This is a genomic window from Embleya sp. AB8 (assembly GCF_049739465.1).
Classification (GTDB): domain Bacteria; phylum Actinomycetota; class Actinomycetes; order Streptomycetales; family Streptomycetaceae; genus Embleya.
Window position 1 is genome coordinate 293,660 of record NZ_JBMHHY010000010.1, and the last position, 25,104, is coordinate 318,763.

Here is a 25,104-nt window from a genome sequence, read left to right on the forward strand (position 1 = left end):
ACCCGGCTCCGCCGCGTCGGTCGCGTGCGCTTCCTGCCACGCGATGCCGTTGTGCCGGTTCGTTCCGAAAGGCGTATGAAGGTTGAGGACGTCGCAGAAGGTCCCCACCCGTACGCGCCGACCAACCACTTGTAGTCATCGGGTGGTCGTATACCGAGCGCGGTCTCCACCGTGCTCCAGTCGCCACGGGCATCGACGGGATCGGCGGGCGGCGGCACGAGTCGCATCAGGTGGGCGTGTTCGGTCACGAAGGAATGCTCCCGCCCGTCCGCGATCGTGGGAAGGGAGGCCACCGGTGGCCGCCTCCGGCAGCAGGTGGTCGATCGAGTGGAAGTACGCGTCGGTCGTGCCCGGGGGAGCGTGCGGAGGATCTCGACGTACGCGGTTCCGTGACTCGTCCGCGTGCGCGGCACGGCCCGCTCCTCGAGGACGTGTTCGGCGAACTCGTGCGACAGGACGGCGAGTCGGGTGCGGTCGGCACGGAGACCATCCTCCGGGCGAATCGGCCGCAGGCCGCAGCGGTCGACCTTCGCCGCACCCATCGGAGATCCCAGGCCGAGGCGACGCCGCGCCCGGCGCGTGCCCGGCGACCCCGGAAGCGGGTCGCCGGGCACGACGGTGCGGCGGAAACCCGCCCCGGGATCGGGGCGGGCCGAGCGTCAGGCCAGGTCGTACCAGAACAGGTCGGCTCGGTCGGGGTATTGGGCGGCCGAGGCGTGGATCACCGTGTAGTCCTTGATCGCGACGAACATCTTGTTGTGCTTGAGCTGGAGGCTGAACAACTCCCCCTGCCCGGGGCCCGGGGTGGCCTGGCTGAGGATCTTCGTGAAGCGCTGGTGGGAGAGGTTCGAGCAGTCCTGGGCCTTCAGGACGTAGCCCTCGTTGGGCCAACCGTCGGCGGCGCCCATGCACCAGGGTCCGCCGCCGATCGCGCTGATGAACTCGAACTCCTTGTTGTAGAACTGATCGAGGATCTTGTAACACACCCTCCAGCGCTGACTCGGGTGACCGTCGTACGGCCACTGGATGATCATGCCGTGGTTGATGTCGTCCTCGTTGGCGGTCAGAACCATCCCGGCCCCCGTGTGGATCCGGTAGGTGCCGGGAACGCAGGTCATGTCGGCCGGCCACGAGCCGGCGGCCGCCGGCGTCGCGGTGAGCAGGCCGGCACCGAGGAACAACGTGGTGGCGACGGCGATGGGCCCACGCAGGACGCGGCGTGCGGCGCGGGGTGAGCGTGGCATGGTGGTCTCGTCCTCGGCCTCGGTATTCGGGCGGTTGCGCCGGATCAGTCGCATGTCAACACCCCAGATCCTGCTTGGCCTTGGCCCGCAGGGAGCCCGGCGGTGCGACGCTCGAACAGGTGACCACACCCTGCTCGGGGAACTCGAAGGACTGATAGACGCCCCTGGGACCGCCGGCCTGTATCCAGTAGCCGGTGTCGTATCCGGTGCGGGCGCAGATCCACTTGATCCACTCGCCCTGGACGCGTCGGGTGCCTTGGTAGACCATGTAGTAGTCGGGTTGCTGGAAGTTGAAGGTCTCGCTGGTCTGGGTCGTGTCCGTGCTGCCCATCGAGTCGGCGACCTGGAAGCCCACCTTCATGCTCACGTTGCCGAACAGCGTCTTGGCGTCGGCGCTGAAGTCGGTGCTGTTGTTCACCTGTGTGCTGACCGTGGTCTGCTTGGTCAGCGTGACCGTCCGGCTGCCGGTGACGCCGGGCGGGACGTTGACGGCGACCCGGTAGGTGATGACCGAGTCGACCGCGGCGGTGTCGGGAACCCCGTAGTAGCGCGTGTTGTTCGGGTTGCACGCGCCCTGTGGATCGGCGTGCGCGGGTCCGATCGCGACACCCCAGGCCGCGGCGGCGAGCGCAGCGGTCGTGGCGAGTGATCGGCGTAACCTCGGGCGTGGAATCGTCATGCGGTCCGTACATCCCTTCCCTGGGTGGTCAATGACGCCATGGGGAGACACCGGACGTGACTCCGGCACCCACGGCGGTCGGAACTCCCACGAACGACGACGCCGTCCGTGGACAGAACCGAGCCGGACCAGGATGAGTGGTTGCCGTACCCGGGTGGCACCTACGAAGGTTGGATGCCACCCGACGAAGGTTGGGCGTCACGCTACGAAAGTTGCGTGCGCGGCACATGTGACAGAGCAGTGGTTTTGAGCGGAGTTGGCGGTTTCGGTCTTGTGTTTTGTTTCTTGGTTGGGATTTGGGGTTGGGGGGTGGGTGTTTTCGGGTGTGTTTGGTGGGACCTGGTGCGGGTGTCCGGTTTCGTTGTTCGGGGTTTGACCTGGGGTTCCGTGGTTGCGTGGCAATGATCTTGGTTCTGTTGTCGGTGTAGCGGTGTGCCTGCAGGTGGCCGCGGGGTGTGGCGGTTGAGGGGCCTCGCGTCTTTCGGACGGGGCTACGACTGTCGATTCATGCGGCGAGTCACAACTCTTCGAACCCGGTGTGTACTTCGCTTGGAGGGCGTGGTCGACAAACTGAGCGGGTACCGCCCGCGAGACGCCGGGCGTCCCGTCGCTCCACCTTCGTACGCACCGCGGATCGAGGGCTCACACCGAAGCAATCCCTCGACGGGCGTGACCTCTTCGGCATGCCGGTCGCCCTTGCCAACCTACGGTCTCAGTTCACCACCGCCCGGACCAACGACGCACTGGCCGAGGCCCGCGCCTGCGGTCACGTCGGCGGACTGCCCCGCAAATTCGACCGCGCTCGGAGCACTCACACTCACGTACCGCATACCGACGGGGTTCCGATCCGCGCCATCGCCCGCGACTTCAACGTCGATCCGGCGAGCATCCCGGCGGGTCCTGCACAGGCAACCCGGCGGAGAAACCCCGGCCGGCGACAAGGAGAACTGGGACAACCTGCCAAAACGACCGCAGTGCAGGCGACTTCACGCTGTTCGGAGATTCACGATTCCCTGCACCCGGTGGCAATCGCCCGGCTCATCCATGCACGCGACTTCGGACATTCACACGTGGGGTCCGCGGTCGTGATCGCAAGCGGTGGACGGCTCCTGGCCCCGCCGTTCGTCGGGCGTACGGATGAACCACCGCCCTTTGCGCCCCGGGCGCAAAGGGCGGTACGCGGACGGCCGGCGCCATCGCCCCCGCACCACCGTGCCGCTCCTCGAAGGAGCCGGCTGTCTACAGGCCGAGGGGGACGGGAATCGCGTCGGTGCCCTCGTATGCCTCGGGGTCGGAGGTGAACACGAAGACGGGTCTGGCCAGGGTGGGGTCGGCGGCCAGTGCCCGGGCCTGCGCGTGGCGCCAGTCGCGGCCCTCGGCGAGTGCGGTCTCGGCGGCGGTGATGCCGACGGTGTCCAGGGGGGCGACGGCGAACACGTCCAGGAGGAGGATGTGGTGGGCGGTGCCGGGGCGTTCCTGGAAGGCGTCACACTGCACCACTTCACCAACCCGCACTGGTTCGCGGCCCGCGGCGGCTGGAAGGCCGACGGCGCCGTGGAGTCGTTCGTCCGCTACGCGGAAACGGCCGTGGAGGTGCTGGGCGACGACGTCGAGTACGTCGCCACCATCAACGAGCCGAACATGCTCGCCCTGACCGCGGCGTTCCTGAACCTCGCGCCGGAGGCCCTGACCGAGATCAACCCCGCGGCCGTCGAGCCCGACCGGGAGACCACCGCCGCGCTGATCCACGCGCACCAGGCGGCGGCCGAGGCCCTGAGGGCGGCCAACCCCCGCTACCGGGTGGGCTGGACCGTCGCGAACCAGGTCTACCAGCCCGAGGCCGGCGCCGAGGCCGTGGCCCGCGAGATCTCCCACCCGCGCGAGGACGTGTTCCTCGAAGCCGCCCGCGAGGACGACTGGATCGGCGTGCAGTCCTATACGCGGACCCGGATCGGCGCCGACGGGCCGTTGCCGGTCCCCGAGGACGCGCTCCGGACGCTGACCGGGTGGGAGTACTACCCCGAGTCGATCGGCCACGCGGTACGCCACACCGCGGCGGTGGTCGGTCCGGACGTCCCGATCCTGGTCACCGAGAACGGCATCGCCACATCGGACGACGATCGCCGCATCGCCTACACGGCCGGCGCGCTGTCCGCACTCGCCGCGGCCATCCACGACGGCGCCGACGTGCGCGGCTACCTGCACTGGTCGGCCCTGGACAACTACGAATGGGGCTCGTACCTCCCGACGTTCGGCCTGATCGCCGTCGACCGCACCACGTTCGCCCGCACCCCGAAGCCGTCCGCGCACTGGCTGGGCGACCTCGCCCGGGGCATCGCCGGCAACCCGGCCGCGAGCGCCTGACCCGAGGATCGGACATGCACTTCGTGTACAAGCTCGGCAGCCGCTACCTGCGGAAGACCTCCATGCACATGCGCGCGAGCCAGTTCGCCCGATTTCCGCCCCCCACCGGCCACGTGGTGTTCTTCGGCGACAGCATCACCGAGGGCGGACTGTGGGACGAGTGGTTCCCGGACGCCGCGCCGGTCAACCGCGGCATCGGCGGCAACACCGTCGCCGACCTGCTCGGCCGGCTCGACACCGCGATCGACCGGCCCGCCGCCGTCTTCCTGCTGATCGGGACGAACGACCTCGGGCTCGGCGAAACCGTCGCGGAGGTGGCCGCCGGCATGCGCGAACTGGCCGCCCGGATCCGCGAACGCGCCCCGGAGGCACCGCTGTTCATCCAAAGCGTCAGGCCGCGCAAGGCCGGCTTCGCCGACCGCATCCGACGGCTCAACACCCGCTACCGGGACATCGCCGCGGACGCCGACGCCGAGTACATCGACCTGTGGCCCGCCCTCGCGGACGCCGACGGCGCCCTGCGTGCCGAGTACACCCGCGACAAACTCCACCTCGGCGGCGCGGGCTACGCGGCCTGGGCCGACGTGTTGCGCCCGTACGTCGACCACTTCGTCGTCGGCGTACGATCCGCGCAATCACCGACGACGGGCAACCCCGCCCGCGTACCGCGACCGACGCCCGCCACCGAACGGAAAGGAACGCCGTGACCGCGGTGATCCCCCGCCCGGCGGACATCGAGTACACCTCGGGCGCACTCGACCCGGCAGGCCCGTGGCGGATTCGCGCGATACGCGCGGACCGGGCCCCCGTCGTCGCGGTGTTGACCGATCTGGCCCGGCCCACCTGGGCGATCGGCTCGTGGACAGCGCAAGCGAAGGGATCGGCGTACGCGAGACCACACTCGCGTTGGGCCGCACCGCCCCCGCGGGGCCCGCGATCGGCGTCTCGCCCCACGGCGAAGCCGTTCCGCGCGACGAATCATACGAAGTCGCCGTCACCGAGGGCGGCATCGCCTGCCGGCCGCAACCGCCGAGGGCGCCTTCCGCGCCGGCACCACCGCCCTCCAAGTGCTTGCCACGGCCGACGGCGACCTGCCCTGCCACACCATGGCGGACGCCCCGCACTACGCCTGGCGCGGCCTCATGCTCGACCCCGCACGCGCCTTCCTCACCGTCGACGAGGTCAAACAACTCATTGATGTGGCCGCGCTGTACAAGATCGACACCGTGCACCTGCACCTGACCGACGACCAGGGTTGGCGCCTCGCCATCCGGCGACTTCCCGCCCTGACCGCCGACGGCCCGTTCGTGCACATCGGCGGCGACGAGGCGTTCGGCATGCCCGGCGCCGATCATGCCCTCGCGATCCGGGAACTGCGCGCCATCGTCCGGGGCGCGGGCACACACCTCCTGGGGTCGCAGGAGACTTCCCGCGCCGAGGTCACCGCGGACGACATTGCCCGGTGCTGGGTCGACCCCGACATGGACGACCCGCTCGCCGGCGATCTGCCGCCGCGCTTCGCCGAGCTCGTCGGTGCCGTGAAGTCGCAGTTCGCCGAGACCGCGAACGACGTACCCCGCGTCCTGGGACCCCGCCGCACACGGCATCCCCGACGGACATATCGCGGTGGTATCCGGTCGGGCGGTCGTGTGATCGAGGGCTTGGGCGGTAGGTTCCGTCACCACGTAGCCCACCAGACGTTTGTCCCCGAGAGTGTCCTCGCGCGGGATCACCGCCGCGTCGGCGACCGCCCGATGACCCGCCAACACCGCCTCGATCTCGCCGAGTTCGACCCGGAAGCCGCGGATCTCGACCTGCTGGTCGGCGCGGCCGAGGTAGTCGAGCGTGCCGTCCGCGCGGCGCCGGGCCAGGTCGCCGGAGCGGTACACCCGGGTGCCGCGCTCGCCGAACCGGGCCGCGTGCGGGTCGGCGACGAAGTGCTCGGCGGTGAGTGCGTGCCGGCCCAGGTAGCCCCGGGCCAGGCCCTCGCCCGCGACGTACATCTCCCCGGTCACCCCCGGCGGGGACCGGCTGCAGCCGGCGATCGAGCACGTACACCCGCAGGTCGGGGATGTTCACCCCGATCGTGCTCGCCGCCCCGGCGGCGGCCGAGGCGCGGTCCGGCGGGTGGTAGGACACGTGCACCGTGGTCTCGGTGATCCCGTACCTGTTCACCAGGCGCGGCGCGTCGTCGGCGTGCCGTTCGTACCGGTCGGCCGGCCGGGCCGGCTCCAGCGCCTCGCCGCCGAACACCACGTAGCGCAGTGCCGGTTCGCGCCCGGGTCGCTCCCCGTCGGCGGCCGCGGCCTGGTGGAAGGCGGACGGCGTCTGGTTGAGCACGGTGACCTTCTCGCGTTCGAGCAGGTCCAGGAAGGCACCCGGGTCGCGACTGACCGTGTGCGGCACCACCACCAACCGGCCGCCGAACAGCAGCGCGCCCCACAGCTCCCGGACCGAGAAGTCGAACGTGTAGGAGTGGAACAGGGTCCACACGTCGTCCGGGCCGAAGCCGAACCAGTGGTCGGTCGCGGTGAACAACCGGGCCACGTTGTGATGGGTGACCGGCACCCCCTCGGGCTTGCCCGTCGACCCGGAGGTGTGGATCACATAGATCGGATCGGTGGGCCGCAGCGGGCGTTTGCGCTGGTCCTGGGTCGGGTCGGAGCCGGGGTAGGCGTCGGCGTCGGGCCCGTCCACGAGGATCCGGGGCAGGTCGTGCGCGGGCAGGCCGGGTGCGGTGGCGGTGGCGGTGTCGGTGAGCAGCGCGGCGGGGTGGGCGTCGGCGAGCATGTAGGCCAGGTGGTCGGCCGGATAGCCGGGATCGAGCGGCAGGTAGGCGGCGCCCGCCTTGGCCACCGCGAGCAGGGCGACCACGAGGTCGAGCGAGCGGGGCAGGGCCGGCGCGACGATGTCGCCGGGGCCGATATCGCGCGCCACCAGGAGCCGGGCCGGCCGGTTGGCCCGCGTGGACAGTTCGCGGTAACTCATCGACCGGCTCTCGCAGTTCACCGCCACGCGCGTGGGGTGCTCGCTCGCGGCCTGCTCGAAGCGGGCGGGCAGGGTGGTCGAGCCGGTGGCGGTCGCGGTGGGCCCGGCGTTCCATTCGACCGGTGCGCGATGCCGCTCGGCCTCGTCGAGCAGGGGGAGCCGGTCGATCGGGGTGTCGGGGGCGGCGACGGCGGCGCCGAGCAGCGCGGCCGGCCGCCGGGACAGCCCCGGCGCGGTCGACCGGTCGAACAGGTCGGTGCGGAATTCGAGGAATCCGGCCAAGCCCGGGCCGGGTTGCTCGCCCACGTTCAGGGTGAGATCGAACTTCGCGGTGCCGGCGGGCGTGGCCACCATCCGCGCGCGCAACGGGCCGAGCGCGAACTCGGTGTCGGGCAGCGACTGCCACGCGATCATCACCTGGAACAGCGGGTGGCGGGCGAGCGATCGGGCCGGATCGAGCGCGTCGACGACCCGATCGAAGGGCAGATCGGCGTGGTCGTAGGCGGCCAGGGTGGCGGTGCGCACCCGCTCCGGGAGGGTGCGGAAGTCGGGGGAGCCCGAGGTGTCGGTGCGCAGGACCAGGGTGTTGACGAAGAAGCCGACCGGATCGGCGGTGGCGTCGTCGTCGCGACCCGCGACCGGGGTGCCGAGCGGGATGTCGGTTCCGCAGCCGTGCCGGGTCGGCAGCGCGGCGAACGCGGCCTGCACGGCCATGAACACGCTGGCGCCGCTCGCACGAGCCGGCTCCACCAGGCCGGCGTGTGTGCCGGCGTCTCGGTGGATCCACCACGTGCGCCGGACACCGGACGACGACGGGCGGGGCGGTCACAGCTTGGCGAGGTAGCCGGTGTGGACCCGCCACCGGGTACGGCGGTCGTAGGTGAAGCCCAGCCACCGGGCGTCGCCGCGGTCGCGGGGGCAGCGTACGAACGCGTCCGGGGGAGTCGTCGTGGAGGGACGGCGACACGTTCGGCGCCGGGAGGATCGGCCCGACGGCGTCGTCGGGAAAGGACTGCGGGAACGGGGTGTCGTCCTCGCCGACGGGGGTCGGCCGCATGGCCGGGGTTGTCCTTTCCACGAGGTCGCGTGTGCGGCTCGGTCGGGTCCGGGTCAGGTGTGGTCGGGCAGGGGTACACCGTGTTGTACGGCGAGTCGTTCCAGGGAGTCCAGGCGTGCCTGCCAGACCTCGACGCCGTAGGCGTCCTCGTCCGCGCGGGCCTGGTCGAGCCGGTCGCGGGCCTCTTGGAGGCCGCCGGTCAGCTCGTGGACGAATTCCCCCACGGGGTACCTCCTGGAGTGGTGGGCGGGGCGCTTTCGGGTGCGAGAACGACCCGATGGGTTGGATGGAAGGCGTGGGCGGGGCGTCATGCGGGCGGACGGGTTCGGCCGTGGCGCTGTCGAGGTCCGCGAAGACGGGGATCCGCCACGACCGCATGCCTTCGAGAGCGGGCCCGACCGGGCCGCCGGGATCGCACAGGGCGAGGCGGCGGCCGTGCGGAGCCGGGCGTTCGGCCTCGTCCGCGAGTGCCTCACGGCCTTCGGTACTCCGGCGGACCGCTCGGCCGACGTCCACGACGACTGCGTCGAGTCCACCGATGGTGAGGGTTGTCCGACGGCTCCGGCGAGCCTGTCGCGGTCGTCCGCGGTCGACGTCCCGGACAGGTACAGAGCGCCCACCGGCCCTTCGACCTCGAAACGCGATTCCGTGGGCGCGGTCGTCTCCTTGCCGTCGCAGGTGCGGGCCGGGCGGCGCCGGGGCGGCGGCGAAGCCGTCGACGCCCGTCCCGTCCCGCGTCCCAAGCGCGTTCGGTGCACACCCCTCGCACACCCCTTCACCTCCTGACGCATGCCGCAGTTGCCAATCTTATCAATTGCTAAGCTATCGTCTTCGTCGTGTCGGTGGTCTCGCGGTGGTGGGACCGCCGGCCGAGGTCGTCGATGCGGGCCGATGAGGCGGTGTGGATGGAACGTCGAGCCATCGGATCGGGCGTGCCGTGGCGGTCGCGGCCCCGGTTCGGCGATCCGGACGCGCCGCCGGCGCCCGCGTGTCGGCGACCGGTGGTCGTCCCGTGTCGGGATTCCGCTCGCCCCGACACGGGAACGGCCGCCCTGGGGACGGGGGTTGGTCGCGGGGCCCGCGATCGGGCGTGCGGGGGACGACGTTGAGTCTGCTGCGCAGGATCCGTGCGATCGGCCGCGTCGCCGAACCGGCGCCGGAGCGACCCGAGGGGGAGGTGGACGCGGATGCCCGGGAGTTGGGGGGATCTGTTCAGGTGCGCTGTGTGGACGCGGGCTCGTGCAACGGCTGCGCGATCGAGATCGGCGCGGCGTTCGGGCCGGTGTACGACGCGGAGCGGTACGGGGTGCGGATTCTCGCCTCGCCCCGGCACGCGGACGTGCTGCTGGTCACGGGGCCGGTGACGCGGAACATGGCGGAGCCGTTGCGGCGCGCGTACGCGGCCGTTCCCGAGCCGTGTCTGGTGGTCGCGGTGGGCGACTGTGCCGTCGACTGTGGGGAGTTCGCGGGCGCGTACGGCGTCGTGGGGGCGGTGGGCGACGTGCTGCCCGTGAATGTGTCGGTGCCCGGGTGTCCGCCGGAACCGGACGCCATCGTGGCCGCGTTGCGGGGCTTGACCGGCCGGTGAACGCCATCGGTGCGCTGCTCGCGGCGGCGACGGTCACGGGCGCGGCGGGTGTGCCGGCGGCCCTGGTCGTGCCGATCCGGGCGAGGCCCGCGGTGGTGGGCGTCTGCGTGGCTGTGTGCGGCGCCGTCGGGGCCGTGGCGGGCGCGTTCGCCGTAGCCGGTCGGTCCTGGTCCCTGGACCTTCCCACGTGGTTGCCGGCGGCGGGCCTGTACTTCGCGGTGGACGCGCTGTCGGGGTTGTTCATGGTGGTCTCGGGACTGGTGGTGGTGGCCGCCGCGGTGTACGGGGCCGCGTATGTCGGTGGTGGGCACGGGGGTTCGGGCCGCTGGACACAGGCGGTGCTGCCGTTGTTCGCGTTGACGTTGTTGCTGGTGCCGGCGGCGGCGAGCGTGTCGACGTTCCTGGTGCTGTGGGAGTCGATGGCGTTGACGTCGCTGCTGCTGGTGCTGACCGAGCACCGCGTGCGGGGATCGGTGCGGAGCGCGGGCGTGTGGTACGCGGTGCTGACGCATCTGGGGTTCGTGGTGATCCTGGCCGGGCTGGCGCTGTTCGCGGCCCGCGCGCACGGGGAGACGTTCGCCGCCCTGCGGGCCGGCGCCGGCGCGATGTCCCCGGGCGTGCGCGGCACCGTGTTCGTCCTGGTGCTGGTCGGTTTCGCATCGAAGGCGGGCGCGGTGCCGCTGCACGCCTGGCTGCCCAGGGCACATCCGGAGGCGCCCAGTCACGTGTCGGCGCTGATGAGCGCGGCGATGGTGAACCTGGGGGTGTACGGCATCGTGCGCTTCGGGATGGACCTGCTCGGCGGCGGCCCGCGCTGGTGGTGGCTCCTGGTGATGGGACTGGGCGCGCTCAGCGCGGTGTACGGGATCCTGCAGGCCGCGCTCGCCGGCGACCTCAAGCGCCTGTTGGCCGATTCGACCAGCGAGAACCTGGGCCTGGTCCTGCTCGGGGTCGGCGCGGCGGGCCTGTTCGCCGCCGTCCGCGCTCCCGCCCCGGCCGCGCTCGCCCTGGCGGCGGCGCTCGTGCACCTGGTCAACCACGCCGCGTTCAAGACCCTGGCGTTCTTGTCCGCCGGGTCCGTGGTGCGTGCCACCGGTACGCGGGACCTGGACGCGTTGGGTGGTCTGCGGGCGCGGATGCCGGTGACCACGGGCCTGTTCGCGCTCGCGGCGCTGGGGGCGGTGGCGCTGCCGCCGGGCAACGGTTTCGTCGGGGAGTGGCTGTTGGTGCAGTCGCTGCTGGAGGGCCTGGCCGCGGACGGCACCGTGGTGGCCGTGGTGGCGCCGATCGCGGTCGCGGTGATCGCGTTGACCGCGGGCCTGGCCGCGGCCACGTTCGTCAAGGCCCTCGGCGTCGGTTTTCTGGCCCGCCCGCGCAGTCCCGCCGCGCGCCGGGCGCGCGAGGCGCCGGCGGGCATGCTCGCCGGCATGGGCGTGGCCGCCGCGGCGTGTGTGCTCCTGGCCCTGGCGCCGGGCGCGCTCGGCGGCGGCATCTCGAACGCGGTGGCGGTCGCCCGGGTGGGCGAGGCCGACCCGCTGCGTCCGGGCGGGGCGACGGTGCGGCTGGAGGCGATGTCCGCGGCGCTGTCCCCGTTGTGGTTGGTCCTGGCGCTGGTGGCGGCCGGGGCGGGCGCCGCCGCCCTGGTGCGGGTGTTCGCGCGCCGCCCGCGCCGGCGCGGGGCACCGTTGTGGGATTGCGGTGCGGGGCCGCCGAGTTCGCGCATGGAGTACACGGCGACCTCGTTCGCCGAGCCGCTGCAGCGCGTCTTCGACGACGTGCTCGCTCCCGAGCAGGACGTCGACGTCACCGCGCACGCCGAGTCGGCGTACCTGGTCGAGCGGGTGCGCTATCACCGGCGGGTACCCGACCGGATCGAGCGCCGCCTGTACGAGCCGATCGTCGCCGGCGCGCGGCGGGTGGGGGAGGCCGCTCGGCAGCTGGGTTCGGGGAGTGTGCACCGCTACCTGGGCTACGGCTTCTACGGCCTGGTCGCGGTGCTGATCGTGTTGGCGGTGACCCGGTGAGCGCCTGGGGCACGGTGGCCGTCGCGGCGCAGGTCGTGGTGGTGGCGGCGGGCGCGCCGCTGCTGACGGGGGTCATGCGTCAGGTCCGCGCCCGGATGGAGGGGCGTGCCGGCGCGGGGGTCGCCCAGCCGTGGCGGGACCTGCGCAAGCTCCTGCGCAAACAGCCGGTGACCCCGGTGGGGACCGGTCCGGCGTTTCGCCTCGCGCCGCTCCTGCTGTTCGCCACGACCGCCGCGATGGCGGCGCTGTTGCCGTTCGCCACGACGGCCTCCCCGGTGCGGGCGCACGCCGACATGATCGTGTGGGTCGCGCTCCTGGCGCTGGGCACCCTGGCGTTGGCGTTGGCGGGCCTGGACACCGGGACCGCGTTCGGCGGAATGGGCGCCTCCCGCGAGATGACGATCATCGCCTTGGTGGAGCCCACCGTCCTGCTGTCGATCCTCGCGCTGTCCGCACCCTCGGGTTCGACGAACCTCGCGGACATCGTCGCCGGCGGCGCGCACGATCCGGCCCGACTCGCGTCCCCGGCGGGTGCGCCGGCCGCGGTGGCCCTGGCGGTGGTCACGATCGCCGAATGCGGCCGGCTTCCCGTGGACAATCCGGCCACGCACCTGGAACTGACCATGGTCCACGAGGCGATGACCCTGGAGTACGCGGGCCCCGACCTGGCGCTCGTCGAACTCGCCTGCGCGATGCGTCTGGGCGTCCTGCTCGGCCTGCTCGCCACCCTGTTCGCCCCGTGGGGCATCGGTGCCCACGCCGCGCCCGCCGCGATCGTCCTCGCCCTGCTCCTGTTCGCCCTCAAGGTCACATTCCTCGGGGCCGCCCTCGCCGCCGGCGAGGTGTTCCTGGCGAAGGTCCGCCTGTTCCGGGTCCCCGAGTTGCTCGCGGGCTCCTTCCTCCTCGCCCTCCTCGCCCTGGCCGCCTCGTTCTTCCTGACCGGAAAGTGAGCACGGAGGACATGCGAACACACACCGCGCCGGCCACGGCGCGACGCGGCCCCGCCCGGGGCGGCGCGCGATGAGCAGCGGCGCCTACGTGCAACTCCTCGACCCGGCGTGCGGGATCTTCCTCCTGGCCGCCGTGCTGATCCTGTGGCGCCACGAACTCGCCGCCGCAATCACCGCGTTCCGCGTCCAAGGCATCGCCCTCGCGGTGATCGTCCTGCTGCTCGGCGGGCACGAAGGACGCCGGGAACTCGTCGGCGTCGCCGCCGGGATGGCCCTGCTGCGGGCCGGCGTGCTCCCCGCCCTGATGCGCCGGGTCCAGGTCGCGGACGAGCGGGGCGGCCAGGGCCGCGAGAGCCGTCCGATCGTGAACGTGTCCGCGTCGCTCCTGGCCGCCGCGGCGCTGACGCTGCTCGCCTACGCCCTGGCCCAGCCGCTGGTCGAGCTGCACCGCACCCCCGCGACCCAGGCGGTGCCGGTGGGTCTGGCCGTCGCGCTGATCGGGTTCTTCACCCTCGTCACCCGCCGCCGCGCGCTCTCCCAGGTCGTCGGGTTCGGGCTGCTCGACAACGGCATCACCGCGGTGGCGTTCCTGACCACCTCCGGCGTGCCGCTGATCGTCGAACTGGCCGTGTCCTTCGACGTCCTGCTGGCCGTGCTGGTCCTGCGCGTGCTGACCGCGCGGATGCGGACGGTGTTCGGCGACACCGACCTGGACGACCTGCGGGAGCTGCACGACTGATGACCACCACCACCGACACGCTGCTGCTCACCGCGCCTGTCGCGGTGCCCCTGGCCACGGCCGCGACCTACGCGCTCGCCGGGTGGCGGCGCTCCACCGCCTGGGGCGGACTCCTCGCGCCCGCCGCGATCGGCGCCTGCGGCGCCGCCCGCCGCGATCGGCGCCTGCGGCGCGCTGCTCGCGGCCCGGCCGCAGCACCGGCCGATCACCGCCTGGGACCGGGTGCTGCGCGCGGACGCGCTGACCGCGTGGATGCTCCTGGTGATCGGCGGCGTCGCGCTCCTGGCGTGCGCCGCGAGCCCCGCATACCTGACCGCCGAAAGGCACGCCGGGCACGGCGACGAGCGCACCGAGCGCCGCTACGGCGTCCTCGTCCATGTGTTCCTGGCCGCGATGGTCCTGGCCGTCCCGGCGGACAACCTCGGCGTGCTGTGGGCCGCCGTGGAGGCCACCACCATCGTCACCGCGTTCCTCGTCGGCCACCGCCACACCCGCGCCTCGGTCGAGGCGGCCTGGAAGTACGTGGTGATCTGCTCCGCCGGCATCGCGCTCGCGTTCCTGGGCACCGTGCTGATCCACTACGCCGCCCGCAACGCGGGCCTCCCCGACGACCGGGCGCTGAACTGGTCCGTCCTGGTCGCCCACGCCGACCGACTCGACCCGGGCGTCACCCGCGTCGGCATCGCCCTGATCGTGCTCGGTTTCGGCGCCAAGGCCGGCCTCGTCCCCCTGCACGCCTGGCTGCCCGACGCCCACGGCCAAGCCCCCGCACCGGTGTCCGCGCTCATGTCCGGCGTCCTGCTCGCCGTCTCCTTCACCGCGATCCTGCGCTACAAGGTCATCGCCGACATCACGCTCGGCCCCCACCCGATGCGCACCGCCCTGCTCACCACCGGACTACTCACCCTCACTCTCGCAGCCGCCCTGTTGCTCGCCCAACGCGACTACAAACGCATGCTGGCCTACTCCAGCATGGAACACATGGGCCTGCTCGCGGTCGGCGCCGCCGTGGGCACCCCCCTCGCCCTCACCGCGATCCTGCTCCACGTCGCCGGCCACGGCCTGGCCAAGACCGTGGCGTTCTGCGCCGGCGGCCACATCCAGCACACGTACCGCAGCACCCGCGTCGACACGGTCCGCGACCTCCTCGGCCGCGCACCCGTCATCGCAGCCGCGTTCGGGTCGGCCGTCGTCGCGCTCCTGGGGCTGCCTCCGTTCGCGTTGTTCGCCTCCGAAGTCGCCCTGGTCCGCGCCGGGTTCACCACCGACCTGGGCTGGGCCCTCGCCATCTCCCTGTTCCTGGTCCTGCTCGCCTTCGCCGCCGTGACCGCGCGCACCGCGCGCATGCTCCTGGGCCCCGCCCCGAACACACCACCCGACGCCGGCCCCGCCACCGCGCGCCTGTCGGTCTCGGCCGGCGCGCCCCTGCTGATCGGGCTCGCCGCCTGCGCGGTCCTGGGCGTGTGGAGCCGGCCGCTCCACGGTGCGCTGACCGCCGCCGCCGCGATCGTCGCCCCCCACTGAACCCGGAGCCACCCGCATGGAACAGCCCACCACCGACCTCGTCCGCCGCGGCCGACGCCTGTCCGCCAACCGCATCGCCGTCGACGTCGACACCCACGAACTGCTCCCGTGGGTCGAGCACCTCCTGGCCGACGACTACCGCCTCGCCCTGGTCGCCGCCCACCACGACGTCGGCGACACCGCCGCCACGACCGCGATGCGCGTGGTCCACCTCTTCACCGCGGGACCACCCGACTCGCGCATCGAACTCCATCTGCGCCTGGACGCCGACGCCCCAGCCCTGCCGACCCTGGCCGAACTGTCCTTCCCCGCAGGCCGCTTCGAACGCGAGATGCGTGACCTGTACGGCATCGTCCCCCGGCACCACCCGCTGCCGCGCCGCCTGGTGCGTCACCCCCACTGGCCCCGCGGCTGGTATCCCATGCACGCGGACGCCGCGCCCGTACCCCCGTTCGGCACGCCCGAGGGGCCCTTCCCGTTTTTGGCCGTCGAAGGCGACGGCGTCTACGAAATCCCCGTCGGCCCCATCCACGCCGGCATCATCGGCCCCGGCCACTTCCGCTTCTCCGTCGTCGGCGAAACCATCCTCAAACTCAAGGCCCGCCTGTGGTACACCCACAAAGGCGTGGAGAAACTCTTCGAACACCGCAGCCCCGACCGAGGACTGCCCCTGGCGGAGCGCATCAGCGGCGACACCACCGTGGGACACGCCCTCGCCTACTGCCTGGCCGTCGAGGAGGCCACCGGGATCACCGTGGCCGCGCACAGCACGCGCGAACGCGCGCTCCTTCTGGAACTCGAACGCCTGCACAACCACATCGCCGACCTCGGCGCACTGTGCAACGACGTCGGCCACTCCATCCTCAACGCCCACGCCCAACGCATCCGCGAACGCCTGCTGCGCCTGAACGCCCGCGTCACCGGCCACCGCCTGCTGCGCGGCGGCGTCGTCCTGGGCGGAACGGTCCTGCGCTCGCCCCCCACCCTCGGCGAACTGGCCGAGATCGGGGACGACACCCGCGAACTCGTCGCCCTGGCCCTGGGACACGGCACCGTCCGCGACCGCCTCACCGGCACCGCGACCCTGACCGAACGCGCGGCCCGCGACCTGGGCACCCTGGGCTACGTCGCCCGGGCCAGCGGCCTGCGCATCGACGCCCGCCTGTCCCACCCCTTCATCGACCACCGGGACACGCTCACCGTCCCGGTCCACACCACCGGGGACGTCCTGGCCCGCTTCCTGGTCCGCGCCGAGGAGATCGACGCGTCCCTGACCCTGATCGACCACCTCGCCCGAGACCTGCCCGGCGGCACGGCCATCAGTCGGCCGCCCGTTCGCCGCCGCCCCGGCGCCACGTCCGGGGTGGGCATCGTCGAGGGCTGGCGCGGCACCATCGTCCACCGCGTCGAACTCGCCCCGGACACCACCTTGACCCGTGTCAAGATCGTCGACCCCTCGTTCTTGAACTGGCCCGCCCTGCCCGTCGCCCTCGCCGACACGATCGTTCCCGACTTCCCCCTGGCCAACAAGAGCTTCAACCTCTCCTACGCCGGCAACGACCTGTGACCGCGAGCCGTCGCCGGCCCCACCCCGCGCCCCGTGCAGCGACTTGCTAAAGTAATCAATTGTTCAATCCGCGCGGAAGCAAACGCCGCGAGACGTGCCTCGCACCGGGCGGTGCCACGAGGCGCGAAGATCGTTCCCATGACCGAGTACAGACGCGAGGACCCTCCGTGGTTGCCACAGAATCAGCCGAGCGGCCCGGCCGCCCGTCGGCGACCGTCGTTGCCACCCGCCCCTCGCACCGTGAGCCCCGGGAAGGACGTGGAGCGGTGAGCACCCCTCTGTACGAACTGAAGGCCGAGTTCTTCAAGACGCTCGGCCACCCGGCCCGCATCCGGGTGCTGGAGCTGCTCAGCGAACGCGAGTACGCCGTCTCCGAGATGCTCCCCGAGGTCGGCATCGAAGCCTCGCGACTGTCCCAGCAACTGGCCGTGCTGCGCCGCGCCAACCTGGTCGCGGTCAGCCGCCGGGAGGGATCGACCGTCTACTACACGCTCACCAGCCCCCGGGTGGCCGAACTGCTCGCGGTCGCGCGCGGCATCCTGACCGGCCTGCTCGCCGGACAGATGGAACTCCTCGAAGACCTGCGCGCGACCGCGCCCCAGGTTTCCCCGCGCTCTCCCCAGGGCTGAGCCGGACCGGCTCCGGAGCCGCCCACCCCGCACGACGGCCCCGGGAACGATCGCCCGACCACGGGCGTGCGGGGCATCGGCACGGCGTACCTTCCAGGAGCGAGGATCCGCACCATGAAAGACCGGCGGCAAGCACCCCCCACCGCGCGGGACACACCCGCTTCCCCGGCCGGGGGACGGGCCGCCCGAGGGCTCGCTCTCCTGCCCGGACCCGGCGACTGGCACACGATGCGCCGGTCCCCCGGACGGGACCTCGTCGCGGGACTGACCGTCGCGGTGGTCGCACTGCCACTGGCGCTCGCGTTCGGCGTCGCGTCGGGGCTGGGCGCCCAGGCCGGGCTGGTCACCGCGATCGTGGCCGGCGCCCTGGCCGCGGTCTTCGGCGGATCCAACCTCCAGGTGTCCGGACCCACCGGGGCGATGACCGTCGTCCTGGTGCCGGTGGTCGCCGCCCACGGCACCGACGGCGTCCTGATGGTCGGCCTCCTCGCCGGGCTGATCCTCGTCCTGATGGCCGTGCTGCGGCTCGGGCGCCTCGCCGCGTTCCTGCCCGCCCCCGTCATAGAGGGGTTCACCGCCGGCATCGCCGTGGTGATAGCCCTCCAACAGGTCCCCGCGGCGCTCGGCATAGCCCACACCGAGGGCGACAAGGTCTGGCAGAGCGCCGCCGACGCCGCCTCGCGTTGGCTCGACCACCCCACCGCCGCCGCGCCCGTCACGGCCCTGGCGGTCGCCGCCGTCATGCTCGCGGGCGCGAGGTGGCGCCCGGCGATCCCCTTCTCCCTGGTCGCCGTCGCCGCGGCAACCGCCCTGGCGTGGTCCACGGACCTGCCCCTGACCCCGATCGGGGAACTTCCCGCAGGACTGCCCGCACCCTCGCTGGGATTCCTGGACACCTCCGCGCTGGTCACCCTGCTGCCCTCCGCCCTCGCGGTCGCGGCCCTCGCCGCGCTGGAGAGCCTGCTCTCGGCAACCGTGGCCGACGGCATGACGGTGGGACAACGGCACGACCCCGACCGGGAGTTGTTCGGCCAGGGCGTGGCCAACCTCGCCGCACCGCTGTTCGGCGGCGTCCCCGCCACCGCGGCCATCGCCCGCACCGCCGTCAACGTCCGCGCCGGCGCCACCTCACGCCTGGCCGCCCTGACCCACGCCGTCGCCCTCGCGGTGATCGTGTTCACCGCGGCCTCCCTGGTGGCCCACATCCCCCTCGCCGCCCTGGCCGGAGTCCTCCTCGCCACGTGCGTGCGGATGGTCGAGGTCTCCGCGCTGCGCGCCCTGGCCCGGTCCACGCGCGCCGACGCCCTCGTCCTGGCCCTGACCTTCGTCGTCACCGTCGCCCTCGACCTGGTCACCGCCGTCGCGGTGGGCATCGGCCTCGCCGTCGTCCTGGGCCTGGTCTCCGTCGCCCGCGCCGCCCGCCTCGAACAGGTCCCCCTGGACACGAGCGACCACACCGCCGAGGAACGTGCCCTCCTCGAAGCGCACATCGTCGCCTACCGCCTCGACGGGCCACTGTTCTTCGCCGCCGCCCACCGCTTCCTGCTGGAACTCTCCGAGATCACCGACGTCCGGGTCGTCATCCTGCGCATGTCCCGCGTCACCACCATGGACGCCACCGGCGCCGGCGTCCTGGGCGACGCCATCGACAAACTCGAACACCGCGGCATCACCGTCCTGCTCTCCGGCATCAAACCGGCCCACGACGACATCCTCACGGGCCTCAACGTGGCCGACCACCTGCGCCGCGACGACCGCATCCTCCCCGACACCCCCGCCGCCATCGAGCGCGCGCGGACCCTGCTGCGGCAACCCCACGACCGGCCCGCCCCGGTCGACGTCCACTCCGCCGCCCAAACGCTGCCGTGTTGAGCCGCGACCCCTCCGGCCGCGACCACCCGCCGGCCAATCCCGCCTTCAGCGTCCTCATCCACGTCCCGCCGAACGCCGCCGACGTCGTCGAGAGCGTCCTCGCCGACGCCCCCGGCGCCGTATCGCGGCGGACCGACGAACAACCCGACGCCATGGGCGCCTTCCGCATCACCCTGGACGCCGACGGCCCCCGCACCCTCGCCTGGCTCACCGACGCCCTGACCCACCGCCTGGGCGCGGACCTCCTGCACACCCAGGACCCCGTCTTCACCACCGCCTCCACCGGCAAACTCACCCTGCGGGTCTGCGCGGCCACCACCACCGGCCACGACGTCGCCCTCCTGGACGCCGACGCCGACCGGCGCGTCGTCTCCCACCTCGCCGCACACCCCGAACACACCGACCGCTACACCGGACGCGGCCACCGCATCGCCCTGATCAGCGACGCCAGCGCCGTCCTGGGCTTCGACGCACTGCCCGCCGACGCCGTCCTGCCCGCCCTCGAATCCCAGGCCGTGCACCTGCGCCGCGCCACCGGACTCGACGTCTTCCCGCTGCCCGTCGCCACACCCCGCGTCGAGGACATCGCACAGGCCGTAAGCCTGCTGGCCCCCGGCTTCGCCGCAGCCGTGCTCGTCCACACCCGCCTGGACCGCGTCACCACCACCCGCTCCCTCCTCGGCCCCACCCCACCGGTCCTCCTCCTCGACGCCGTCAACGACGGCCTCGCCGTCGCCATCGCCGCCGCGACCGTCAACGCCCTGGTCAACCGCGGCGTGAACCCACTGAGCGCACGAGTCGTCCTGGTCGACCCCGCCGCCGGCGGCGACCTGACCGGCCTCCTGATCGCCTCCGGCATCGCCGACCTGACCCTGTTCGACCCCTTCGCGCACCGCGCCGACGCGCTGCGTGACGTCGCCGAGGGCACCGACCTGATCGTCGACCTCACCGCGTTCGCGACCCCGCCCCCGGGCGTCCCGGTCCTGCGTGCCCGCCCCGACACCCCGCCCGCCTTCCCCGCGACCACCAGCGGCCCCCGCCCCCTGCACGCCCTCCCGGGCCTGCTCACCGCCGCCACCACCACCCGGCGCCCCATCACCCTGCCCGCCCGCGTCGCCGCCGCACACGCCCTGATCGAGAACACCCCCCGCGACGCGCTCCTGCCCGCGACCGACCAACCCGGCCTCACCGCCGCCGTCGCCGCAGCCACCGCACGCGCCCTCGACACCGACCCCACCTGATCCACGACCGACGCGCGGCGCCTCCCGTCCTCGGCCACGCTCTCGGCGCCACCCAGCCCGCCCGACGGCCGCCCGGCTCCACCCAGCAGCCGGGAACGCACCGAACCCCACCCGGCGACCCATTGGATTGACGATCTAACGACCTGACGAGTTGCCAAAGATTGCAATTAACCGGATGATGTCAATGGCATGCACCGGGATGGCCGCCCGACGGGCCATGAGGGCCGTTCGGCTTCCGGGGCACTGCCGTCGACCGCGTCAGTCGGGCGCGCGGTCGGCGCCCCGCCCCTCCCGGGCGAGGACTCGGACGCGACGACGCGGCGCGGGTCCGGACGCAAGCAACGGCCGCGCCGAGGAGGACCGACTCGATGACGGCTTCGCCGTACACGACCGAGGCGCACTCCTTCCGCGTCCTCGGCCATCCGGTGCGCGTGCGCGTCCGGGAACCACTCGGCGAGCACCCCACGGCCATCCGTGCGCCGCTGTCCGCCGGCGGCGTCCCCTCGTCCTGTCCGTCCCGCCGGTCGGCCATCGTGCGCCGCCCGGGCGTCGTGCGCTCGGCACTTCACGGATCGATCGTCGGGTACGCCCCGCAGGGCCCCGGACTCCCCGCCCCGATGCGGGTCGCCGACAGCGCCAAGGCCACCCTCCCCACAGGACCGCCGGCGGGACTCGACGATCCCTCCCGCACCCGAACCCACCCCCTGGCGAACGCCCCGCCCCCGATACGCCGCGCGCCACCGCGCGCGAACCGGGTCACCCCCTCGTGAGCGGGTGCCGCCGGCGCCCGTCCGCGCGAGAGCGAACGTCGACACCCGGCCCGAACGAGCCCGACCCCGACCCCCGGACGAAGGAGAACGTGGATGCGCTTCGAGATCACCCGCCCGCACGCCGACGGCACGAGCAGCGTCGACACCGTCGAGGACACCGCGACCGTCGCGGCCCTGGTGCGCGAGGCCGCCGCCGTCGGGCAGACCCTCCACATCCGCCCGCGCCGTCGCCATCCCGAACAGGCACAGACCGCGACCCGCACGCGACCGGTCGCCAAGACCCGCTGACCCCGGATCCGGCGTCCCGCCCTGCGGACCCGATCGACAAGACCGTCACCCACATCCCCCACCCGACGCGCCCCCCGCGACGGCCCGAACCTCGAGCGACCGGATCGGAGACCCGCCATGCCCCCCGACGACACGAACGCGGAACGCCCCACCCCGCCACGCCCCGTCGGGAGACGGCAGACCCAGAAGGAAATGGAACGAGGCATCATCGTCTGGCTCCTCGTGTTCACCTTCGGGACGCACCTCATCGGCGGCGGAATCTGGCTGTACATCCACTTCAGCGGTCGCGGCTGACCGCATCCCTCGCCCACCGCTCGGCCCGACCCCAACCACCACCTCGACGGCCGAACGCCGCCACCACCGGGGGCGATCCGGTAGGGTCCAGCGGCGCCCGCCCGCTCACCGCGCGGCCCTGCACGGACTCGACGCGCCAACCGCAACACGGCACTCGTGACCATGAGCGCCGGCGGCGCGAACGCATCCGAGGCACGCCGCACCGGCAGCAGCAAAATGTACGGAAACGAACCAGGCAAGGAAAAAGACCGATGAGCGACGCAACCGATACCCCACCGCACTGCCCCGAGTGCTCCGGTGCCCACACCTACGAGATGGGCGCGCTGCTGGTCTGCCCCGAATGCGGCCACGAGTGGTCGCCCGCGTCCGCCGAAGCCGCCCCCGACGCCCCGGACGGTGTCGTCAGGGACGCGGTCGGCAACACACTCGCCGACGGCGACACGGTAACCGTCATCAAGACGCTGAAGGTCAAGGGCAGCCCGAGCGGAATCAAGGCCGGCACCAAGGTGCGCAACATCCGCCTCACGGCCGGTGTGGACGGCCACGACATCGACTGCAGAATCGACGGATTCGGACCCATGCAGCTCAAATCCAGCGTCGTCAAGAAAGCCTGACCGCGACGGCCATGCCAACGTTCGCACCCGCCGGCCGCCACCCGGGCTCGCAGCGTCGGGCAGTGGGCCGATCCGCCTGGAACGCCGGACGGAGTATCCCGAGCGTTGCCGGTTGCGGAGTCGGCACATCGGGTGCCGGCCGGCGAGGATGCCCCGCACGCGAACGGCATGGGCGCGACCCGACCGTGGCGGGCCCGCGAATGGGCAGGACATACTCCGCAGGGTCGGGGTTGGTGTCGTCGCCGGAACGGCGGTACGTACCGACGAATTGCCGCTCGGCCGGACACACGCTTGTGCCTCGACCTCGACCCGGGGGCTCGACGAACGGAGCGATCTCGCCCGCGACTTCGCCGATGCCGACGTACCCGCGCCCCGTGGAGTTCGTCCCGGCAGCCGTCGGCAGGTTTCGCAGGCGCTCCTCAACGCGGTGACCTCGCGTTCGACGCAGGGCCCTGGTCCAGTGGTCGGCGACGAGTTCGCCACCTTCGCGGCCGGGCCGGGTGCTCGCGCGTCACCCGCACAACCGCATCCGTCGGGGCGGTCCGAGAGCGGCGCGCAGGTCGATGGCCGTTCCCTCGTCGGCCGGGCCCGGTCGTCGCACAGCCGGTGACGGCGACGGTGAGGAGCGGGCTGCTGATCCGGCAGGTTCTGGTCGAGCCGAAGTGGGCCGACCGGCTCACCGACGCCGACCGGCGGGGCCTGTCGCCGCCGTTCCGGACCCACGTGGACTTTGCGGCAGGTTCGAGCCGGACATGGCCTCCGGCCTCGACCTCGCACGGGAACAGGCCGGTTCGTCCTCGGCGCACGTACGCCTGATCGCGTCCGCGTGCGCGGCGGCCGAACGCACAGTGTGGCGACGCCCGGCCGCCGTCCGCAGGAACGACGCCGACACCACCGCGACCGGAACCCGTTTCACCCGCACTCCCGAGATACGGCACCTCTGGCACTGCGGGTCGGAACACCACCGCCGTATTCCGGGAACCGGCCGTCCGGGCTGTGCCCTATGACATGAGCCGCGAGACCCTACGACGTGCAGCGTTCGGTGCTCGTGCCTTTGGGCCCAGGGTTGCGCTTCCCGTGGTCGGTTCCGCGCGCCGGTGGCCGTCCCGAGGCCGCCCGGCCTGCGTACGCCGTAGCGGGTCGGTCTCCGCTCACCCGGGCGTCGATATCGGCACCGGCACGGTCCGCTCCATCCGGTCCGCGAACGTGATGGGCGTGGATGGTGGCCTGTCGATGTTCTTGGGCACTGTCGTGGCAATGGCGCGTCGTCCCTGCGACGACGGGGGATGATCCGGATCCGTCGGCCCGGCGACAGGGGGCCGGGTGGTGCGTCACACTGGGCGGACCACCTCGAGAGGATGAACAGCGAGTCCGACGACGACCAGGTCCCGATCTACGAGAGCGTTGCCGACGTCCAACTCGAGCGGCGGGTCGCCGCCCTGGAGCGGCTCGCCGAGGCCAGGGACGTCCCGGACCGCACGGAAGCGCCGGCCGTCCGGCAGACCCGCACGCAGAACAGGAGCCTCGAGGCGATGCCCCACGCGCGTTCGTGCCGTCGCATCGCGACCGCCGCGACGACCACGGTCGTCGGACCGACGTACAATGCCAGGATTTTGAGCGCGACCAGCCTCTTGTAGTACCTCGGATCGGCGATGGAGTCCGTCCCCGCCCGACGTCTGCGTCGCTCGTCCTCCGACAGTTGGCGCCTCTCCTCGAAGAGATCGGGCGACGCCTCGGCGGCGGGCCGGGGCGAGACCCGATACCGGCAACGGACGGTCGACTCGCCACCCACCTCACCGCGGCAAGGTCGATGCTCGGGCGTCGAGACCGTCGGGCACTGCGCCGCGACCTGCGTTGCCGCTCGGGCAACATCCTCACGGGCGGGTTGAGGGGCCTTGCATTTTCCGGACACGTTCGCTTCGGTCGTTTACGCCGCCAGTCCGAGTTGCCTGTGCTCGTTCAGGACTTCCAGTGGCGTGCGATATCCCAGACGTGCGTGGATTCGTCGGCGGTTATAGAACCCTTCGATGTATCTGACAACCTCGCGGCGCGCCTTCGCGTGGTCCGTGAAGACGTAGCGGTTCAACCATTCGTTCTTCAGTGTGCCGAAGAAGGATTCCGCCATCGAATTGTCCCAGCACACTCCGGTACGTCCGACCGACTGGCGGATGCCGTGACGACTCGGGGCTCGGGCGAATTCCTCGGATGTGTGGTTGCTGCCGCGATCCGAATGGAATATCGCACCTTTCCCGATGTCGATGCGTCGGCGGGCCATGTCGAGTGCCGCGGTGACGAGTGAGGTCTTGTAATGGTCCGCCATTGCCCAACCGACGACCGCTTTGCTGTGGCAGTCGATCACCGTGGCGAGATGGAGGAATCCCTCCCGGGTCGGAATGTAGGTGACATCGCCGACGAGTTTGACACCCGGCCGGTCCGCGGCGAAGTCCCGGCGGACCAGGTCGGGGATGCGCGGGTGCGATCCGTCCGCCCGGGTCGTGACAACGCGCCACGGCCGAGGCTGACAGGGGACGAGCCCCAGGTCACGCATCAACGCTCGGACGAGTTCCGGGCAGGCGGTCTCGCCGGAACGGGCCGGGACGGCGTGGACGCGGCGATATCCGTAGGTCTCGTGATTCGCCGCGAGGATCTCCTTGATCGCCGCCTTCAAGCGG

19 protein-coding genes and 3 pseudogenes are annotated in these 25,104 nt (G+C 72.3%); 16 read left to right on the plus strand and 6 right to left on the minus strand.

Features of this window, described 5'->3' with window-relative positions:
- Positions 1-659: 659 nt before the first annotated feature.
- The 3 genes from ABIA38_RS16915 to ABIA38_RS16925 form a co-directional block, all read right to left on the minus strand.
- Positions 660-1,298: an RICIN domain-containing protein gene (locus tag ABIA38_RS16915; RefSeq protein WP_424639469.1), complete on the minus strand. Its 639-nt coding sequence runs from the start codon at positions 1,296-1,298 to the stop codon at positions 660-662.
- A 1-nt stretch (position 1,299) separates the two neighbouring features.
- The gene (locus ABIA38_RS16920) at positions 1,300-1,923 is read right to left on the minus strand and encodes a hypothetical protein (RefSeq protein ID WP_424639470.1); all 624 of its coding nucleotides are present in this window, start codon (positions 1,921-1,923) and stop codon (positions 1,300-1,302) included.
- A gap of 1,239 nt (positions 1,924-3,162) precedes the next feature.
- Entirely contained in the window at positions 3,163-3,420 is a 258-nt protein-coding gene (locus tag ABIA38_RS16925; RefSeq protein WP_424639471.1) for a hypothetical protein, read from the minus strand.
- Here ABIA38_RS16925 and ABIA38_RS16930 point away from each other — a divergent pair.
- The 3 genes and pseudogenes from ABIA38_RS16930 to ABIA38_RS16940 all read left to right on the plus strand — a co-directional run.
- Positions 3,409-4,287 (plus strand): annotated as a pseudogene (locus ABIA38_RS16930) (family 1 glycosylhydrolase); the annotation flags it as partial. The gene ABIA38_RS16925 and the pseudogene ABIA38_RS16930 sit on opposite strands and share 12 nt — an antisense overlap.
- Before the next feature lie 14 nt (positions 4,288-4,301).
- The gene (locus ABIA38_RS16935; protein ID WP_424639472.1) at positions 4,302-4,994 is read left to right on the plus strand and encodes a GDSL-type esterase/lipase family protein; all 693 of its coding nucleotides are present in this window, start codon (positions 4,302-4,304) and stop codon (positions 4,992-4,994) included.
- Positions 4,995-5,393: 399 nt separating this feature from the next.
- Positions 5,394-5,576 (plus strand): annotated as a pseudogene (locus ABIA38_RS16940) (family 20 glycosylhydrolase); the annotation flags it as partial.
- A gap of 108 nt (positions 5,577-5,684) precedes the next feature.
- On the opposite strand, the pseudogene ABIA38_RS16945 reads toward ABIA38_RS16940, so the two are convergent.
- Both ABIA38_RS16945 and ABIA38_RS16950 read right to left on the minus strand, forming a co-directional pair.
- Positions 5,685-8,058: pseudogene (locus tag ABIA38_RS16945) on the minus strand (non-ribosomal peptide synthetase); the annotation flags it as partial.
- 327 nt (positions 8,059-8,385) lie between these two features.
- Positions 8,386-8,556: a hypothetical protein gene (locus tag ABIA38_RS16950; RefSeq protein WP_424639473.1), complete on the minus strand. Its 171-nt coding sequence runs from the start codon at positions 8,554-8,556 to the stop codon at positions 8,386-8,388.
- A gap of 881 nt (positions 8,557-9,437) precedes the next feature.
- Between ABIA38_RS16950 and ABIA38_RS16955 the strand changes: the two genes are divergently transcribed.
- The 13 genes from ABIA38_RS16955 (at position 9,438) to ABIA38_RS17015 (ending at position 24,069) form a co-directional block, all read left to right on the plus strand.
- Positions 9,438-9,920: an NADH-quinone oxidoreductase subunit B family protein gene (locus tag ABIA38_RS16955; protein ID WP_424639474.1), complete on the plus strand. Its 483-nt coding sequence runs from the start codon at positions 9,438-9,440 to the stop codon at positions 9,918-9,920.
- Positions 9,917-11,944, plus strand: coding sequence for a proton-conducting transporter membrane subunit (locus ABIA38_RS16960; protein WP_424639475.1), 2,028 nt, complete (start codon positions 9,917-9,919; stop codon positions 11,942-11,944). Before ABIA38_RS16955 ends, ABIA38_RS16960 begins: the two co-directional genes overlap by 4 nt.
- The gene (locus ABIA38_RS16965; protein WP_424639476.1) at positions 11,941-12,894 is read left to right on the plus strand and encodes a respiratory chain complex I subunit 1 family protein; all 954 of its coding nucleotides are present in this window, start codon (positions 11,941-11,943) and stop codon (positions 12,892-12,894) included. The genes ABIA38_RS16960 and ABIA38_RS16965 overlap by 4 nt, the downstream gene beginning before the upstream one ends.
- A gap of 70 nt (positions 12,895-12,964) precedes the next feature.
- Positions 12,965-13,633: a hypothetical protein gene (locus ABIA38_RS16970; RefSeq protein WP_424639477.1), complete on the plus strand. Its 669-nt coding sequence runs from the start codon at positions 12,965-12,967 to the stop codon at positions 13,631-13,633.
- A 222-nt stretch (positions 13,634-13,855) separates the two neighbouring features.
- Positions 13,856-15,157, plus strand: coding sequence for a proton-conducting transporter membrane subunit (locus ABIA38_RS16975; RefSeq protein ID WP_424639478.1), 1,302 nt, complete (start codon positions 13,856-13,858; stop codon positions 15,155-15,157).
- 16 nt (positions 15,158-15,173) lie between these two features.
- The gene (locus ABIA38_RS16980) at positions 15,174-16,724 is read left to right on the plus strand and encodes an NADH-quinone oxidoreductase subunit C (RefSeq protein WP_424639479.1); all 1,551 of its coding nucleotides are present in this window, start codon (positions 15,174-15,176) and stop codon (positions 16,722-16,724) included.
- A 266-nt stretch (positions 16,725-16,990) separates the two neighbouring features.
- The gene (locus ABIA38_RS16985; protein ID WP_424639480.1) at positions 16,991-17,353 is read left to right on the plus strand and encodes an ArsR/SmtB family transcription factor; all 363 of its coding nucleotides are present in this window, start codon (positions 16,991-16,993) and stop codon (positions 17,351-17,353) included.
- Positions 17,354-17,467: 114 nt separating this feature from the next.
- Positions 17,468-19,225: a SulP family inorganic anion transporter gene (locus ABIA38_RS16990; protein ID WP_424639481.1), complete on the plus strand. Its 1,758-nt coding sequence runs from the start codon at positions 17,468-17,470 to the stop codon at positions 19,223-19,225.
- Positions 19,222-20,466, plus strand: a complete 1,245-nt coding sequence (locus tag ABIA38_RS16995; protein ID WP_424639482.1) for a malic enzyme-like protein — start codon at positions 19,222-19,224, stop codon at positions 20,464-20,466. Before ABIA38_RS16990 ends, ABIA38_RS16995 begins: the two co-directional genes overlap by 4 nt.
- Positions 20,467-20,834: 368 nt before the next feature.
- Entirely contained in the window at positions 20,835-21,236 is a 402-nt protein-coding gene (locus tag ABIA38_RS17000) for a hypothetical protein (protein ID WP_424639483.1), read from the plus strand.
- A gap of 93 nt (positions 21,237-21,329) precedes the next feature.
- Complete coding sequence (locus ABIA38_RS17005; protein ID WP_424639484.1) at positions 21,330-21,524, plus strand: hypothetical protein; 195 nt, start codon at positions 21,330-21,332, stop codon at positions 21,522-21,524.
- Between the two features lie 545 nt (positions 21,525-22,069).
- Positions 22,070-22,432 (plus strand): zinc ribbon domain-containing protein YjdM, encoded by a 363-nt coding sequence (locus tag ABIA38_RS17010; protein ID WP_424639485.1) that lies wholly within the window; start codon positions 22,070-22,072, stop codon positions 22,430-22,432.
- 1,358 nt (positions 22,433-23,790) lie between these two features.
- Positions 23,791-24,069: a hypothetical protein gene (locus ABIA38_RS17015; protein ID WP_424639486.1), complete on the plus strand. Its 279-nt coding sequence runs from the start codon at positions 23,791-23,793 to the stop codon at positions 24,067-24,069.
- 290 nt (positions 24,070-24,359) lie between these two features.
- Here ABIA38_RS17015 and ABIA38_RS17020 read toward each other — a convergent pair.
- Positions 24,360-25,104, minus strand: a 745-nt coding sequence (locus ABIA38_RS17020; RefSeq protein ID WP_424639487.1) for an IS3 family transposase, incomplete at its 5' end; no start/stop codon positions are given.

Coding starts and splice junctions, on each gene's coding strand:
- ABIA38_RS16990 (WP_424639481.1), top strand. CDS start 17,468: ATGAAAGACCGGCGGCAAGCACCCCCCACCGCGCGGGACACACCCGCT.
- ABIA38_RS17000 (WP_424639483.1), top strand. CDS start 20,835: ATGACGGCTTCGCCGTACACGACCGAGGCGCACTCCTTCCGCGTCCTC.
- ABIA38_RS16980 (WP_424639479.1), top strand. CDS start 15,174: ATGGAACAGCCCACCACCGACCTCGTCCGCCGCGGCCGACGCCTGTCC.
- ABIA38_RS16915 (WP_424639469.1), bottom strand. CDS start 1,298: ATGCGACTGATCCGGCGCAACCGCCCGAATACCGAGGCCGAGGACGAG.
- ABIA38_RS17010 (WP_424639485.1), top strand. CDS start 22,070: ATGAGCGACGCAACCGATACCCCACCGCACTGCCCCGAGTGCTCCGGT.
- ABIA38_RS17005 (WP_424639484.1), top strand. CDS start 21,330: ATGCGCTTCGAGATCACCCGCCCGCACGCCGACGGCACGAGCAGCGTC.
- ABIA38_RS16935 (WP_424639472.1), top strand. CDS start 4,302: ATGCACTTCGTGTACAAGCTCGGCAGCCGCTACCTGCGGAAGACCTCC.
- ABIA38_RS16970 (WP_424639477.1), top strand. CDS start 12,965: ATGAGCAGCGGCGCCTACGTGCAACTCCTCGACCCGGCGTGCGGGATC.
- ABIA38_RS17015 (WP_424639486.1), top strand. CDS start 23,791: ATGAACAGCGAGTCCGACGACGACCAGGTCCCGATCTACGAGAGCGTT.
- ABIA38_RS16920 (WP_424639470.1), bottom strand. CDS start 1,923: ATGACGATTCCACGCCCGAGGTTACGCCGATCACTCGCCACGACCGCT.